We start from the raw sequence: 13,846 nt of genomic DNA, 5'->3' as shown, positions 1-13,846 counted from the left end.
ATGTCCCCCTTGAAGACGGACACCTACCTCGTTATCGAGGCCCGACGGCGCCCCGACTGGACCGTAGCCTCGGGCGAGCTGCCCGATGTCTGCGGAGTGAAGGTCGTCCGCGCCCTGCAGAATCGGCCGGCCAAGCTCGACCGCGACCAGATCGCGGTCCGCGTGCAGCTCACCGTCGAGGCGGGCGCATTCTCGCCGATCGTGGCGGACCTGGCACTGCACGTCGACACGGACGCCGTGGCGCGTGCGGTGGTCGAGCAGCTCGACGCGAAGGGCGGTGCATCTTGAGCGCCCCGAACCCCGCTGTCGGCGCGCGGCCGGGCACGTTCTTCGTGGACCGCCCGGACGGGTTCGTCTGGTGGGTGACCAGCGAGCGCGATCCGTCGGGCGTCGGGTTTCGGTGGGCGCGGTTCTACGGCCTGCGGGCGCACGACTGGGACTACGCAACGCAGGAGGAGGCCGAGGCCGCGGACCTGGTCAACGTGTACGCGAGCGCTCCCGCCCCGCTGGACCCGGGCAACCCCGAACACCTGCGGCAGGTCGCGGCGTTCGTGGGCCGGTTCCGGTTCCGTCTCGGTGCGCCAACCGGTGCCGCCATTTCGGTGCGGGACGACCTCAACACCGAGGCCGATCGCCTGGATCGCGAGCACGCCGAGGCTGAGCGCCGGCACGCCGCGCACATCGCCGAGCTCGCGCTCAAGGCCCGCCGGAGCGCCAACCCGATGTGGCAGCGCCTCGACGACGTCATGCCGCGCGAGCGGTGCGACGAGGACGTCGACGCCGTCATGGACGCGGTGTACGGGGCCGGCCGATGGTGACCCCCGTGAGGCCGCGCCGCGAGTCCCTCATCCCGAAGCGCGCAGCCGAGCGGTACCGGGGCAACCTCGCACTACTCAACGGCGGCGGATCCGGCGCCGACCTGCCGCCGTCGTGGCACGAGGCAGCGGTGCTCATCAGCAACCACGTCGCGGCGCACGGGCGAGCTCACGGACTTCACTCTGCTCGGCGGCGGGTCCGGTGGCGGCGCGAGCTCGTACCGGTGGTGCTGGACCTGCGGCCTCCGTCGCGTCGCCCCGTGGCGCCTCGACGCCGACGAGCACCGGCACCCGCCGAAGCGCCTCCCGTGTGGGTGCCCCGCATGACGCCCGAGGAGCGCACGCTCGCCGCCGTTCGCGCCACCTGGACCTCCATCGACGACGCCGTCACCCACGCCACCGCCTGCCCACGCACCGACCACCGCGACTGCCGAGGAGGCACCGTGACCGACCAGCCGTTCAAGTTCGGCCGAGACTTCCACCTCGGCGACAAGATCGCCGTGCAGCACAGGGGCGGCGTCTACATCGTGGGCACCGTCGACGCTGTGAACGTTCGGCCGGCCACCGCCGCGCGCGTGAACGTGCCGCCCCGGCCGCCGTGGTGGAAGCCGCTGCAACGCCGAAGGTGGCACCGCCTCGCGTACGCCGTCGCGCCCTGGGGTAGCACCGTGCCCGAGTACTCGATCACCATCGGCGAGCCGGGCGAGTCGCTCGAGCCCTCGGCGCCGTGGCTGGTGACCCGATGAGCGGGGGCATCGTCCTCGTCGACGCGCCGCACCCGAAGCCGCCCGCGCCGCCACGGTTCCGGCTCTGGTCCGAGAACTGGCGCTACCTCGCGAGCACCGACGACATCCTCGACGAGCACATCACCCGCGGCGCCGCCCGCGTCGTCATCGACGCCAACACCGACGCTGCGCGAGTCCTCCTCGACTGCCGCGACGGCCGGATCAACGTCACCGTCGAGGGCGGGGACAGCCGGTTCGTGGGCGTGCTCAAGTCCTGGTCGCTGGCTCCGGCGCACGGCCGGCACGGGCGCCGCGAGCTCACCGTCAGGGCGACCGACTACTCGACGATGCTCTCCGGCTTCCTCATCTGGCCGCCCCTGCCGCTCACCGACACCGAGGAGGACCGACCATGAGCACGAGCTCGGACCTGTTGCTGTACACCGGCTACGAGACCACCGCACTCGACGATTTCAACGAACGGCTGCACGCGATCGACGAGGGCTACGTCCTCCCGATCAACACCGAGGCCAACGGCCCGCGCCCGTTCTGCAGCTACCTGTACGCAGCCGGGAAGCGAGGCGGCGGCATCTGGGACGACGACCTGCAGGCCATCCTCGACGCCGTGAAGTGGCGGAGCCCGCACCAGGTGGTCGCGATCCTCCGGCACGTCGACCTCGATCCCGCCGAGGCTCGCGTGTGCCGGCCGCGGTACCGGATCGACACCGGCTACTACGAGGACACCGTCACGCAGCTTGGACCGGAGGAGAAGCCGTGAGCCTGCCCCGCACCCCCGCGAACTTCCCGCGGATGAAGCACCGCGCCCGCAAGCGCCGCGGGCCGCGCATCACCTTATGGGACGCGGCGTGGATGCCCGTAGCGTCCACACACACCCGGTTCAGGCCCGACATGCCGAGCCTCCGCGGCATGCGCATCGAGTCCGCCACCGTCACCGCCGACGACCCGGAGCTCCGATGGAGCGGTCGAGCCATCCGCGCCGACCGGCCCATCGAGGTTGTCGCCGAGGTGCGGGAGGTCGCCCAGTGACCGACCTCCCACTCCCTCAGCTCGCGCAACTCCCACCGAACCCCAGCTCCGAGCTGCCTCAGCTCTCGAACTACCACGGCCCGTGGCATGTCTGGACGGTGGTGTTCCGCGGGCCGTGGCCGTACCGCCCCGTCGCGCTGCACGGCCGCAGGGTCGTCCTCGGTCACGACGGCAAGCAGTACGCGCTCATCGGCCCACACGCCTGGGTGCTGGATGTCCTCCGTCGTCTCGAAGGTGCCCGACTGGTTGGAGTTGCCCATGCCGAATAAGCGCGACGGCTTCTACCTCGCCGACCCCGACATCGAGGAGCTCCGCCGGCACCTCACCAAGGTGTCCACCATCGTCGACAACTACGCGGTCACGCTCACGAGCCAGGACCGCGTGCGCCCGCCCGCCCTCGGCGGCAAGGGAGGCAAGGCGCTCCTCGAAGAGATGTGCCCCCTCAACGTCGAGGCCCGCGACCGGCTCGACGAGCTCGCCAACGAGCTCGGCACCGTCGCCCGCGACATGTGCGAGACCCGCGGCATCACCTACGACGGCGACGAGCACCTCCTCGGCGTCGCGCGGTGGCTCCGCATCAACGTCATCGCGCTCGCGCTCATGCCGGCCGCGGAGGAACTACGCGATGGCATCATGCGGGCGATCGACCGGTGCCTCGATGTCGTCGACCTACCGACGGAGCGGAGCGTGGTGATCGACCGCGACCGCATCGCGGCCGCGAACCGTCAGGTGGTCACCGCCGACGCGGCCGAGCGCATCGCAGGGCGCCTCGGCGAGCTCGGCAAGGGGCTCACCGCGGCCCGGGTGCGGCTCCTGCGCAAGAAGGGGCACATCGCGCCGTGCTCGACGGACAAGGACAGCGGCGCGCACTTCTACCGCCTGGGTGAGGTGCTTGACGCACACCATCGGATCGATATGCGCCTGCGAAGCACTGCCTAACTAGGCGCCTTCGTAGCCGTCGATCTTCATAAAGTGAAGAGGATCACCCATCGGGCTGATTGAGCGGAATCCCACACGCTTCATAGCCTCGAGGATGTGCTGCGGCTCGTCCCGGGTGTCGAGAAACAGCAGGCGTCCACCGCCCGCTCGGGAGGCCTGCATCGCAGTAGCCACCGTATTGACGAGCAGCATGTCGACTGCCTTGAGCTTGATCGTCTGCGTACTCGCCACGAAGTCAACCGTCAGATCTTTGGCGCGCATGTCGATGCCCAGCTTCGCCACGAGGTAGCCGGTCAATGGGCCACCCGAGTGGCCTGGGATGCGCGCATCGGTGTCGATCACACGATGGGGGGTCAGGCTCGCGAATGCACTGACAAACGGAGCCTGATCCGCCCACACCATCGTGCGAACCGACCGATCTGCCTGCAACCGAGGAGCGTGATTTGCGAACCACTGGTCGATGTCAGGGCGGCCAGTGTTGATGTGCGCGCAGTCGTGCACGCTTTCAAGAGGTTCGAAGCTCCAGATCGGAGCAGCAGTCGTTGTCACTGCGCTAGACAGCAACCAGGGTGGACAGCACCTCTACGTACTCGGACGAGACCGAAGTGCCGACCTGCTCCAAGTAGGAACCGCTGGCGATGTCGGAGTCATGGGTCCGAAGCATTTCATCTCCCTCTGCTAACTACCAGCCTTTTTGGCTGTTGCCACACCATACCGTCTTAGTTGAGCATCTTGCTACGGCTTTGACCTGCGTGTTTGCCTAAACGGACCTCCGATTGTGGTCTTTCACGCCTGTAATTCTCGCTCGCGACGGCCTTAGTCCACCCCTCTATGGTACGCTTCGCGTGCGAGACCGGTACACCTTCGGGTGGCCGGTCTTTTGCGTGCCGGGGCGCTGAGGCAGTCGCCCCGCCCCGGCGCGCACCACCAGACCATCCCCCGCCCGCACGGGCACACCGCAGACGCCGCATGGCCGACCGGCAAGGACGGGAGGCCTCATGGCACGAGCATTCCGTCGAGAAGGCGGCTGGGCGCCAGACGAAGACTCTCGCCTCCGCGAGGTCCACGCCCAAGGCAACAGCTACCGGCAGACCGCCGACATCCTCGACGCCGACTACGGCATCGACGTCACACACCAGCAGGTCGCGCACCGCTGCAAACAGCTCGGCCTACTCCCGAACCGCATGCAGGGACAGACCGCGAACGACGAGCGCCGCGAGCGGATCCTCGCGCACCGCGAGCAGCTCGCCGAGGAGCTCCTCGCCGACGCCCTCGCGATGCGCCAGCGGATCTGGGAGGAGTACGAGGTGATCGTCCCGGGCATGGACGGCCCGCGCACGATCACCCTCGACCTACCGGACGCCAAGGCGGCCGAGTCGTTCGTCGGCGCCGTCGACAAGCTCCTCGGCGCCGTGCAGAAGATCGAGAACCTCGGCGGCAACCGCACCGCCGACGCGGCCAAGAGCATGATCGCCAAGCTCCAGCGCGGCATCGAGTCGATCGACTTCGAGGAGACTGAGTGACGATCGCGAGCGAGGCCCACCGCGTCGACTTCGGCCTGAGCTGGAAGCAGCTTCGCTCGATCGCGCAGGCTGACGCCCTCGCCTCGAAGCAGCAGATCAACCTGTGGCACGGCGCGATCCGCTCCGGCAAGACCATCGGGTCGCTGGTCAAGTTCCTCATGGCGATCGCCGCCGCGCCCGACCACGGCGAGATCGTGCTCATCGGGCGCACCCGCGACACGCTGTTCCGTAACGTCATCGCCCCCATGCAGACCGGCAGCATGTTCGGCGCACTCGCCGAGCAGGTGCTCTACAACCGCGGTGCGCCCACGGCCACCATCTTCGGCCGCACCGTCCACGTCATCGGTGCGAGCGACGCCCGAGCAGAGAACGTGATCCGCGGCCTGACCGTGTGCGTCGCCTACGTCGACGAGGTCTCGCTCGTGAGCGAGGAGTTCTTCAACCAGCTCATGGGTCGCTGCTCCGTCGACGGCGCGCAGGTGTTCGCCACCACGAACCCCGACGGCCCGCGGCACTGGCTCAAGGTCAACTGGATCGACCGCGCCGCCGAGCGCGGACACCGGATCTTCCACTTCTCGTTGCGCGACAACGTCGCCTACCTGCCCGACGGCCTCATTGAGGCCTACGAAGCGCAGTACACCGGCCTCTGGAAGAAGCGCATGATCGACGGCGAGTGGTCGCTCGCCGAGGGCGCGATCTACAGCATGTTCGACCCCGCGCGCCACGTCGTCGCCGACCTCCCGCCGATGCGCCGCCTCCTCGCGTGCGGCATCGACTACGGCGACACCAATGCGACCCGCGGCGAGCTCCTCGGGCTCGGCGTCGACGACCGGCTGTACGTGGTCAACGAGTGGGCGCCGACGAACGGGACGAACGTCGAGCGCTCCGCGAGCCTGCAGAACTTCTACAACGACCGCGGCTACCCCGACCGAACGTACGTCGATCCCGCGGCGCCCGGCTTCCGCCGGCAGCTCACCGGAGACGGCTTCGAGATGATCCTCAAGGCCAACAACGCCGTGCTCGACGGAATCGGCGTCGTCGCGTCCCTGTTCGCCATGGACCAGCTGCGGATCCACGAGAGCTGCACCGAGCTCATCGACGAGCTCCCCGGCTACGTGTGGGACTCCAAGGCCACCGAGAAGGGCGAGGACGCGCCCGTCAAGCTCAACGACCACGCCACCGATGCCCTGCGCTACGCCGTCTTCTCCTCCCGCCACATGTGGCGGGACCACCTACCGGACCTCCGCGAGGTCGCCAAGCAGCCCGACGACAAGGAGGCCGCGTAGATGCCCTTCCCGGCAAGCAACACGAACTGGCCGCCCGAGCCGCACGGCGTCGTGCTCGATGCCTGCTCCGAGCGCCAGGTGTGGTGGGAGGGCGACCCGCAGGCGCTCGCGGAGTTCTACAGCGGCAAGCGCGGCACGGGCCGCCGCCCGCAGTCCGTCCGGGCGCGCGTGTTCCGGTTCATCACGGGCGGGTACTGGTCCAAGGGGCACGACCTCACGCAGGACCCCGACCGGCTGCACGTGCCGATCGCCGCGGACATCGGCCGCGTGGCCGCCTCGACGCTGTTCTCCGAGCCGCCGGCCTTTCGTGACCCGAACGGCGACGAGACGGTGCAGAAGCGCATCGACGAGCTCCTCAACACGCCGGAGATGCACTCCCGCCTCCTGACGTCCGCCGAGTCCGCCTCGATGCTCTCCGGTGTGTTCGGCCGCATCGTGTGGGACGAGAAGCTCGCGGCCAAGCCGTGGATCGACTTCGTCGACGCCGACCGCGCCGTGCCCACCTTCAAGTGGGGGCAGCTCGTCGACGTCATGCTCTTCACCGAGCTCGCCGGATCGGACGACCGCCAGGTGTGGCGCCACTTCGAGCTGTACTACCCGGGCCGCGTCGAGAACCGGCTCTACGTCGGCACGCCGTCCAACGTCGGCGAGGAGCGCAGCCTCGAAGCGCACCCGGCGACCAAGGACCTCGCGCCGTCGGTGCACACCGGTACTGACAAGCTCACCGCCGCGTACTTCCCGAACCACCGCCCGAACCCCGGGTGGCGCAACATCCCCGAGCTCGCGCCGCTCGGCCGCTCCGACCTGACGAGCCCTGTCCTCCACCTCCTCGACAAGATGGATGAGTGCTGGTCGTCGTGGATGCGCGACCTTGAGCTCGGCAAGGGCCGGATCGTCGTCTCGGAGTCGCTCCTGACGTACGGCAAGCCGGGCGACGGCGCACGGTTCGACACCGACACCAAGGTCTTCTCGCCGGTCAAGAACGCCATCAAGGACGGCGAGGAGGCCACCCTCATCGAGGCGCACCAGTTCGAGATCCGCGTCGAGGAGCACCGCCAGACGTTCGAGGCCCTCCTCCGCCGCGCCATCTCCTACTGTGGCTTCTCCCCCATCACGTTCGGCCTGCAGGACGAGGCCGCGGTCACCGCGACCGAGGTGGACGCCAAGGAGCGCGACACCAACGCGACCCGCGCGTCGCGCCTGCGGCTGTGGACCTCGCCGCTCGCGCAGCTCGCCACCGTGCTCCTGGAGGTCGACGCCGCCAAGTTCCCGGGCGAGGGCGGCAAGGCCCCCGACGAGCTCCTTGAAGTGGATGTCCCTCCGGCACACCAGCAGTCCGCGCAGCAGATCGCCGAGACCGTCGACATGTACAACCGCGCGAACGCCGCGAGCATCGAGACCAAGGTGCGCATGATCCACCCCGAGTGGGACGATGAGCAGGTGGGAGACGAGGTCGCGCTCATTCAGGAGGAGACGCGCGGCAGCGTGCCCGCGTTCCCGGACGAGGGCAACCAGGGAGACCCGTTCGCGACCAACCAGGGCGACGATCCCGCCGAGGAGCCGGTGGACGACCTCAACGCGGACCCGAGGGCGCCGGCCGACGGCACGGACGGCGAGTAGGCACCCATGTTCACCCCGGCGGACCACGTGGAGACCCTCGTCGCAAAGGTCGCTGACCTGTACCGCGACGCCGAGGCTCAGCTCCTCCGCCGCATGGCAGAGAGCATCGCCCGCGGCATCGACTCGCCGCAGTGGGCCGAGCAACAGCTCCTCAACATCCGGCGGTACCGCGCCGAGGCTGAGAAGGTGCTCGCCACCCTGCAGCGCCAGGCGGCGACGGCAGGCCACGACGCCGTCTACCTCGCGGCCGCCCGCGGCCAGGCCGGCGCGCTCGCCGAGCTCGGCCGCAAGCTCACGCCCGAGGAGATTGCCGCGGTCCCCGTGGACACGCACGCGATCCTCCGCGTCGCCCAGGAGCTGACCGGCACCCTCTCCGGCGCCGGGTCGCCGATCCTCCGCGTGGTCGACGACGCGTACCGGCAGGTGGTCGCCAAGGCGACGCCGTCGGCCACGCTCGGCGCCATCACGCGCCGCGAAGCCGCACAACAGGCGCTCGACGAGTTCGCGCAGCGCGGCGTCACGTCGTACGTGGGCCGCACCGGGCGCCAGTGGCGCATCGAGAGCTACGTCGAGGCGGTCACCCGCTCCGCGACCATGAATGCCGCGGTGCAGGGCCACGTTGACCGCATCGGCGCCACCGACGTCCCCCTCGTCGTCGTCTCGGATGTGCCGCAGGAGTGCGAGAAGTGCCGCCCCTGGGAGGGCAAGACGCTCGCTCTACGGAACGACCACATCGACTACATCGTCGACGGCAAGCGGCCCCGGATCACCGGGACGCTCACCGAGGCGCGATCGGCCGGCCTGTTCCATCCCGGGTGCCGCCACTCGCTCTCGCAGTGGCGTCCGAACATGCGCAGCTTCGGCGAGACCGCGGATCCCGAGGGCGACAAGGCGCGGCAGCGGCTTCGGGCTCTCGAGCGACAGGTGCGCGCCGCGAAGCGCGAGGAGCTCGTCGCACTCGACGAGCAGGCGGCGAAGGCCGCCCGCGCCAAGGCCGCCACCGCGCAGGCGAAGATCCGTGAGCACGTCGCGTCGACGTCCGCGAAGCGCCAGCGCCAGCGCGAGCAGATCGGCTCCGCGCTCTAGTTAGTCCGGCGTGCCGAAGTGGTCGCCGGGCAGATTGTCGCACCGCCAGATGCGACTCTCCTTGCCGTTCGACTTCCGAGTTCGGACGTACAACGTCCGCGTGGGGTGCTTACAGTTCGGGCACTTGCCGGGGTAGGCACCGACAGCCCGCTCGTTTTCGTATTCGGACATGGCGTGCGTCCTATACGTGCTTGTAAGCGCTGTAGCACCGCGGAGGCGTCCGGCCTGCCTCCTGCTCGGCGCCGCCGCCCCAGGACGACACGTAGTTGACCTTCTCGATCTTCGGATCCCCGCAGATTTCACACGGCAGCTCCGGGTGCTCGATTTCTTCGACACGCAGACTCATGCGCCGACTCTAATGCTTCCCGCTCACTCCTTGGGCGGGATTGCCCGCACGGGCGCCCCTCACCGATCCTGCACAGGAGACGAACACCATGGCCGATGACGCCACCACTGCCCTGCCCATCCATCCCGTTACCGGTCTCCGCGCCCTCGGCGTGACCCGACGGGGCCCCGTCTGGCCCGCCATCGGCGGCAGCGGCGAGGGCGACGGCAACACGGGCGACACTCCCACTGGCGACGGCGCCGACAGCGCCCAGAACGCCGGGGCCGCGAAGCCGGAGCCGCAGGGCGCCGAGCAGCAGAAGGCCACCGACGACAAGGTCGACTGGAAGGCGAAGTACGAGGAGACCCTCGCGCACGCCCGCAAGCACGAGCAGCGCGCCAAGGACAACAAGACCGCGGCCGACGAGCTCGCGCAGATCAAGGCCGCGCAGATGAGCGAGCAGGAGAAGGCCGAGGCCGCAACCAAGGCCGCCAACGAGCGCGCCGAGGCCGCCGAGCGCCGCGCCGCGATCCGCGACGCCGTCATCGACCACGGCCTCACCAAGGACGACATCGAGCTCCTGGAAGACGTGCCGGCCGACAAGATCGCCGACCGCGCCAAGAAGCTCGCCGCTCGCACCAAGGCTGCCGGTGCCGGCGCATCCGGCGCCGAGCACAACGGCACTCAGCGCGACCTCAAGCCGACCTCACTCCGCGGCGCCCTCGCCGCGCACTACAGCCGCTAACCACCCCAACACGTCCTCGCGCTCGCGAGGCGCTGAACAAAGGAGCACACCACCATGGCCCCTGTCACCCTCGCAGAAGCCAAGCTCAACACGCAGGAGGACTACGACCCCTTCGTCATCGACGAGTTCCGCAAGTACTCGGGACTGCTCGATGGCCTGACCTTCGACGACGCCGTCAACCCCGCGGGCGGCGGCGCCACGCTGACGTACGGCTACCGTCGCCTCATCACCCAGGCGACCGCCGCGTTCCGTGCGCTCAACACCGAGTACACGGACCAGAACGTCGAGACGGCGCAGTACAACGTGACGCTCGCGCCGCTCGGTGGCTCGTTCTCCGTCGACCGCGTCATCGCCAAGCTCGGCCCCGCCGCCTCGGCCGCGGTCGAGCTCAACATGAGCCAGAAGATCAAGTCGGCGACCGCCCTGTTCCAGGACGCCGTCATCAACGGCGACACCGCCGTCGACGCCAACGGCTTCGACGGCCTCGACAAGGCGCTCACCGGCTCCTCGACCGAGATCGTCTCCACTGCGGATTGGTCCGACTTCGACACCAACCCGCGCGCCGAGCACAAGGCCCTGGACACCATCGACGAGTTCCTCTCGGTCCTCGACGGCGCGCCCACGTTCATCGTGGGCAACAAGGCGGCGCTCGCCCGCGTCCGCGCCGCGGTGCGCCGTGCCGGCCAGTACGTCAAGGACCCCGTCGAGGGCCTCGTCGGCGCGGGCGGGCGGCCGATCGAGCGCGAGACCTACGGCGGCATCGTGCTCATCGACGCCGGCACCAAGGCCGGGTCCAACGACCCCGTCATCCCCGTGACCGCGGGCAAGACGGACCTGTACGCGATCCGCGCCGGCCTCGACGGCTTCCACGGCGTCTCGACCACGGGCGGCCAGCTCGTGAGCACGTGGCTCCCGGACTTCTCCACCGCGGGCGCCGTGAAGCGCGGCGAGGTCGAGCTCGGCCCCGTGGCCGTCGCCCTCAAGGCCACCAAGGCCGCGGCGGTCCTGCGTGGGATCAAGGTCGCGTGATGGCGCGCGTGAAGACGCCTGTCAAGGGCTTCTCCGGCACCGTCGCCGGGGTCACCTTCGACGACGGCGTCGGCGAGACCAAGGACGCCCGTGCGCTCGCCTACTTCGAGCGCCACGGCTACGAGGTCGACACCAAGGCGGACGACGACGCCAAGGCGAAGGCTGAGGCTGAGAAGGCGAAGGCCGAGGCCGAGCGGCTTGCCGCCGAGGAGGCCGAGAAGGCGAAGGCCGAGGCCGACGCGAAGGCGTCGACCCCCAAGCCCGCGGCCAAGCCCGCGGCGACCAAGAGCTCGGCGCCCGCCGCCGAGTGACCCGACCGCACAGCGCCCCGGCCCACCACAGGGCCGGGGCGCTGTGCGTTCCCTTCTACCCCAGGAGCACGCCGTGCCGATCGTCCACCACACCATCCCGACGTTCACCGGCTGCGAGGTCGTGGCCGGCGTCGCCCTCGACTTCAAGAACGGCTCCGCCGGAGTCAATGAGCTCAACGCCGCCGCCGAGGCAGTGGTCACCGCCGTCAGGGGCTGGACCGTCACCCACGACGACGAGGCGTTCATCCCCCTCGCCAAGCGCCCCGCGGCACCGGCCGACACCGACATCCACGCCGCAGGCGACGAGCCCCTCATCGAGGTGGCGCCCGACATCTACGACGACGTGCCGATCGAGGACGAGGCGTGATCCTCTACGCCACCGTCGCTGAGTTCGAGACCTACACCGGCGCCAGCGCGCCCGAGGGCATCGAGCGCCGGCTCCGCGAAGCGACAGCGGCCGTCAAGGTCGCCACCCGCAGCGACCGTTACCGTGTCCAGCCGAACGGGCTCCCGTCCGACGACGACGTGCGCGAAGCTCTGCGGAGCGCCACATGCGCCCAGGTCGCGCAGCGCATCGAAGACGCCGCCGAGGTGGCAGCGCTCCCCGGCGGCGGGATCGTCACCAGCAGCAGCATCGACGGCGCGACCGTCCAGCTCGACACCAGCATCGCCGCCACGCGCCGCGCAGCCGCGCAGACCAACACGTTGTGCGGCGCCGCCTACGCCATCCTCCGGGCCGCCGGGCTCGCGTCGGCGGCCGTCCAGTGACCGACCTCCTCTCGCCGTGGTGGCGGATCCCAGTCGCCAAGGTCGAGCGCCTCGTCGGCACCGGGGCGACCGGAGCCAAGTACGCGGCGCCCGACACCACGATCAAGGCCCGAGTTCGCTACGGCAACAAGCTCGTCCGCAACACTGCCGGGGCCGAGGTCGTCTCGCAAGCACAGCTCTCCATGCCACTCGACACCCCACGAATCCCCGCGGGCTCCCGCGTCACCGTACGCATCGGCGACCGCGCCCGCACCGTCATCGCGGAGGAGCGGCACGAGAGCGGCACAGGCCTCACGCCCGACTACTACTCGATCGCCCTCGACTAGGAGGTCTGCCCATGGCATCCGTGAGTTGGCGCAACCCCGACATCAACACCGAGGCCGCCCTGCAGGCTGGAGCTGAACACCTCCTCGAAGAGGCGAACCGCAAGGCGCCCATCGAGACGGGCGACCTCATCCGGTCCGGTGTCGCTCGAGCCTCCGGCGACGAGGCCGCCGTCGGGTACAACACCCCATACGCGGCCCGCCAGCACGAGGAACTCGGCTACCAGCACGACGACGGCCGCGAGGCGAAATGGCTTGAGAACGCGCTCAACAACCACAGCGACGCGATCCTCGAAACCATCGCCGCCACCGTCAGGCAGCAGCTCGGATGAGCGTCGCGAACCCGGCCGCCGCACCCGAGGCCATCGCAGCGTTCCTCGACGAGCACGGCCTCGTGACCTACCTTCCCGACGGCGTCTACCCCGATGACGTGCCGCACCCCGCCGTGTACTTCGGACCGTTCCCCGAGGCGCCGCAGGCCGGCCCGGACCTCGCCGTCACCGTGAACCGGTACAACACCAACACCGACCAGGACGACTGGAATCCGTTCGTGTGGATCCAGCTCAACTGGCGATCGCCCGGCCCACCACGTTCCGTCGAGCAGCTCGCCGACGACGCATTCCAAGTCCTGCAACAGACTTCCGGCATCTGGCCGGGAGGCGTCGCCGTCCAGAACGTGACGCGCGCCGTAGCCGCTCCCGCGGTCCGTGACTCGAACGGCCTGTGGACCAGGGCGGACAGCTACCAGCTCATCCTCAACCCCCACCCTGGAGGTAACACCCCATGACCACTCCCGCCCCCGCGAACGTGCTCCAGCCGCCCGACTCGCGCATGCTCAAGACCGTCTCGGCCGGTCGGTACGCCGTGCAGATCAACACCAACGCCGACACCGCGGGCACCCCGACGTGGGTGTTCATCAACGGGATCAGCAAGTGGGAACCCAAGTTCGACGCTCAGCTCGAAGACGACTCGGACATCTACGGCGACAACTACAAGTCCGAGGTCGCCGCGGGCAACGGCTTCTCCGTCGACGTCGAGGGCTTCCTCAAGTTCGTCGACGAGGGCGTCACCGACCCGGGCCTCGCCATCCTCCTCGCGAAGGCGGAGGAGACCGGCTTCGACAACTACGCGCACATCCGCTACTGGCGGCGCGACGAGGTGCCGGAGGCTCGCGAGAGCCTGTTCGCGGTGAAGATCAGCCCGGCCGGAGGCAAGCCGAACGAGCTCCAGAAGTGGAACGGCTCCCTGTCGGGCCGCGGCCGGCCGAAGAACATCACCAAGCCGACCGCCACCCCGTAACACCCGCG

22 protein-coding genes are annotated in these 13,846 nt (G+C 69.6%); 20 read left to right on the top strand and 2 right to left on the bottom strand.

The window, feature by feature from the left end; all coding sequences use genetic code 11:
* The 7 genes from ACNAYW_RS01500 to ACNAYW_RS01470 all read left to right on the top strand — a co-directional run bounded on the left by ACNAYW_RS01500 (position 1) and on the right by ACNAYW_RS01470 (position 3,523).
* Complete coding sequence (locus ACNAYW_RS01500) at positions 1–288, top strand: hypothetical protein (RefSeq protein ID WP_415847987.1); 288 nt, start codon at positions 1–3, stop codon at positions 286–288.
* The gene (locus ACNAYW_RS01495) at positions 285–818 is read left to right on the top strand and encodes a hypothetical protein (protein WP_415847986.1); all 534 of its coding nucleotides are present in this window, start codon (positions 285–287) and stop codon (positions 816–818) included. Before ACNAYW_RS01500 ends, ACNAYW_RS01495 begins: the two co-directional genes overlap by 4 nt.
* 320 nt (positions 819–1,138) lie before the next feature.
* Positions 1,139–1,561, top strand: a complete 423-nt coding sequence (locus ACNAYW_RS01490) for a hypothetical protein (protein ID WP_415847985.1) — start codon at positions 1,139–1,141, stop codon at positions 1,559–1,561.
* Positions 1,558–1,953, top strand: coding sequence for a hypothetical protein (locus ACNAYW_RS01485; RefSeq protein ID WP_415847984.1), 396 nt, complete (start codon positions 1,558–1,560; stop codon positions 1,951–1,953). Before ACNAYW_RS01490 ends, ACNAYW_RS01485 begins: the two co-directional genes overlap by 4 nt.
* Positions 1,950–2,315 carry a hypothetical protein gene (locus tag ACNAYW_RS01480; protein WP_415847983.1) on the top strand — a complete coding sequence of 122 codons (366 nt, stop codon included), beginning with the start codon at positions 1,950–1,952 and terminating at the stop codon, positions 2,313–2,315. Before ACNAYW_RS01485 ends, ACNAYW_RS01480 begins: the two co-directional genes overlap by 4 nt.
* Positions 2,312–2,584, top strand: coding sequence for a hypothetical protein (locus ACNAYW_RS01475; RefSeq protein ID WP_415847982.1), 273 nt, complete (start codon positions 2,312–2,314; stop codon positions 2,582–2,584). Before ACNAYW_RS01480 ends, ACNAYW_RS01475 begins: the two co-directional genes overlap by 4 nt.
* A gap of 258 nt (positions 2,585–2,842) precedes the next feature.
* Positions 2,843–3,523 carry a hypothetical protein gene (locus tag ACNAYW_RS01470; RefSeq protein WP_415847981.1) on the top strand — a complete coding sequence of 227 codons (681 nt, stop codon included), beginning with the start codon at positions 2,843–2,845 and terminating at the stop codon, positions 3,521–3,523.
* Here the strand turns inward: ACNAYW_RS01470 and ACNAYW_RS01465 are convergent, their stop codons facing one another.
* A complete protein-coding gene (locus ACNAYW_RS01465) occupies positions 3,524–4,072 on the bottom strand; it encodes a hypothetical protein (RefSeq protein WP_415847980.1) in 549 nt (182 codons plus the stop codon).
* Positions 4,073–4,521: 449 nt separating this feature from the next.
* Here ACNAYW_RS01465 and ACNAYW_RS01460 point away from each other — a divergent pair, with 449 nt between their 5' ends.
* Genes ACNAYW_RS01460 through ACNAYW_RS01445 form a run of 4 tightly spaced genes read left to right on the top strand, consistent with a single transcriptional unit; the run spans position 4,522 to position 9,038 of the window.
* Positions 4,522–5,046, top strand: a complete 525-nt coding sequence (locus ACNAYW_RS01460) for a hypothetical protein (protein ID WP_415847979.1) — start codon at positions 4,522–4,524, stop codon at positions 5,044–5,046.
* Positions 5,043–6,332 (top strand): PBSX family phage terminase large subunit, encoded by a 1,290-nt coding sequence (locus ACNAYW_RS01455; protein WP_415847978.1) that lies wholly within the window; start codon positions 5,043–5,045, stop codon positions 6,330–6,332. Before ACNAYW_RS01460 ends, ACNAYW_RS01455 begins: the two co-directional genes overlap by 4 nt.
* Positions 6,333–7,952: a phage portal protein gene (locus tag ACNAYW_RS01450; RefSeq protein ID WP_415847977.1), complete on the top strand. Its 1,620-nt coding sequence runs from the start codon at positions 6,333–6,335 to the stop codon at positions 7,950–7,952.
* A gap of 6 nt (positions 7,953–7,958) precedes the next feature.
* On the top strand, positions 7,959–9,038 hold the full coding sequence (locus tag ACNAYW_RS01445; RefSeq protein ID WP_415847976.1) for a phage minor capsid protein: 1,080 nt from the start codon (positions 7,959–7,961) through the stop codon (positions 9,036–9,038).
* Between the two features lie 181 nt (positions 9,039–9,219).
* Here ACNAYW_RS01445 and ACNAYW_RS01440 read toward each other — a convergent pair whose 3' ends face one another.
* Positions 9,220–9,384, bottom strand: coding sequence for a hypothetical protein (locus ACNAYW_RS01440; RefSeq protein WP_415847975.1), 165 nt, complete (start codon positions 9,382–9,384; stop codon positions 9,220–9,222).
* A gap of 88 nt (positions 9,385–9,472) precedes the next feature.
* Between ACNAYW_RS01440 and ACNAYW_RS01435 the strand changes: the two genes are divergently transcribed.
* The 9 genes from ACNAYW_RS01435 to ACNAYW_RS01395 all read left to right on the top strand — a co-directional run bounded on the left by ACNAYW_RS01435 (position 9,473) and on the right by ACNAYW_RS01395 (position 13,838).
* Positions 9,473–10,108: a hypothetical protein gene (locus tag ACNAYW_RS01435; protein WP_415847974.1), complete on the top strand. Its 636-nt coding sequence runs from the start codon at positions 9,473–9,475 to the stop codon at positions 10,106–10,108.
* A 54-nt stretch (positions 10,109–10,162) separates the two neighbouring features.
* Complete coding sequence (locus ACNAYW_RS01430; protein WP_415847973.1) at positions 10,163–11,137, top strand: major capsid protein; 975 nt, start codon at positions 10,163–10,165, stop codon at positions 11,135–11,137.
* On the top strand, positions 11,137–11,448 hold the full coding sequence (locus ACNAYW_RS01425; protein ID WP_415847972.1) for a hypothetical protein: 312 nt from the start codon (positions 11,137–11,139) through the stop codon (positions 11,446–11,448). Before ACNAYW_RS01430 ends, ACNAYW_RS01425 begins: the two co-directional genes overlap by 1 nt.
* Positions 11,449–11,521: 73 nt before the next feature.
* Positions 11,522–11,815, top strand: a complete 294-nt coding sequence (locus ACNAYW_RS01420; protein ID WP_415847971.1) for a hypothetical protein — start codon at positions 11,522–11,524, stop codon at positions 11,813–11,815.
* Positions 11,812–12,216 carry a hypothetical protein gene (locus tag ACNAYW_RS01415; protein ID WP_415847970.1) on the top strand — a complete coding sequence of 135 codons (405 nt, stop codon included), beginning with the start codon at positions 11,812–11,814 and terminating at the stop codon, positions 12,214–12,216. The genes ACNAYW_RS01420 and ACNAYW_RS01415 overlap by 4 nt, the downstream gene beginning before the upstream one ends.
* Positions 12,213–12,542 carry a hypothetical protein gene (locus tag ACNAYW_RS01410; protein WP_415847969.1) on the top strand — a complete coding sequence of 110 codons (330 nt, stop codon included), beginning with the start codon at positions 12,213–12,215 and terminating at the stop codon, positions 12,540–12,542. The genes ACNAYW_RS01415 and ACNAYW_RS01410 overlap by 4 nt, the downstream gene beginning before the upstream one ends.
* A gap of 11 nt (positions 12,543–12,553) precedes the next feature.
* The gene (locus tag ACNAYW_RS01405; protein WP_415847968.1) at positions 12,554–12,871 is read left to right on the top strand and encodes an HK97 gp10 family phage protein; all 318 of its coding nucleotides are present in this window, start codon (positions 12,554–12,556) and stop codon (positions 12,869–12,871) included.
* Entirely contained in the window at positions 12,868–13,326 is a 459-nt protein-coding gene (locus tag ACNAYW_RS01400) for a hypothetical protein (RefSeq protein WP_415847967.1), read from the top strand. The genes ACNAYW_RS01405 and ACNAYW_RS01400 overlap by 4 nt, the downstream gene beginning before the upstream one ends.
* Positions 13,323–13,838 (top strand): phage tail tube protein, encoded by a 516-nt coding sequence (locus ACNAYW_RS01395; protein ID WP_415847966.1) that lies wholly within the window; start codon positions 13,323–13,325, stop codon positions 13,836–13,838. Before ACNAYW_RS01400 ends, ACNAYW_RS01395 begins: the two co-directional genes overlap by 4 nt.
* Positions 13,839–13,846 lie beyond the last annotated feature (8 nt).

The organism is Tsukamurella ocularis (assembly GCF_965138335.1).
Lineage (GTDB): Bacteria > Actinomycetota > Actinomycetes > Mycobacteriales > Mycobacteriaceae > Tsukamurella > Tsukamurella ocularis_A.
This window is presented reverse-complemented; position numbering and strand designations above follow the sequence as displayed.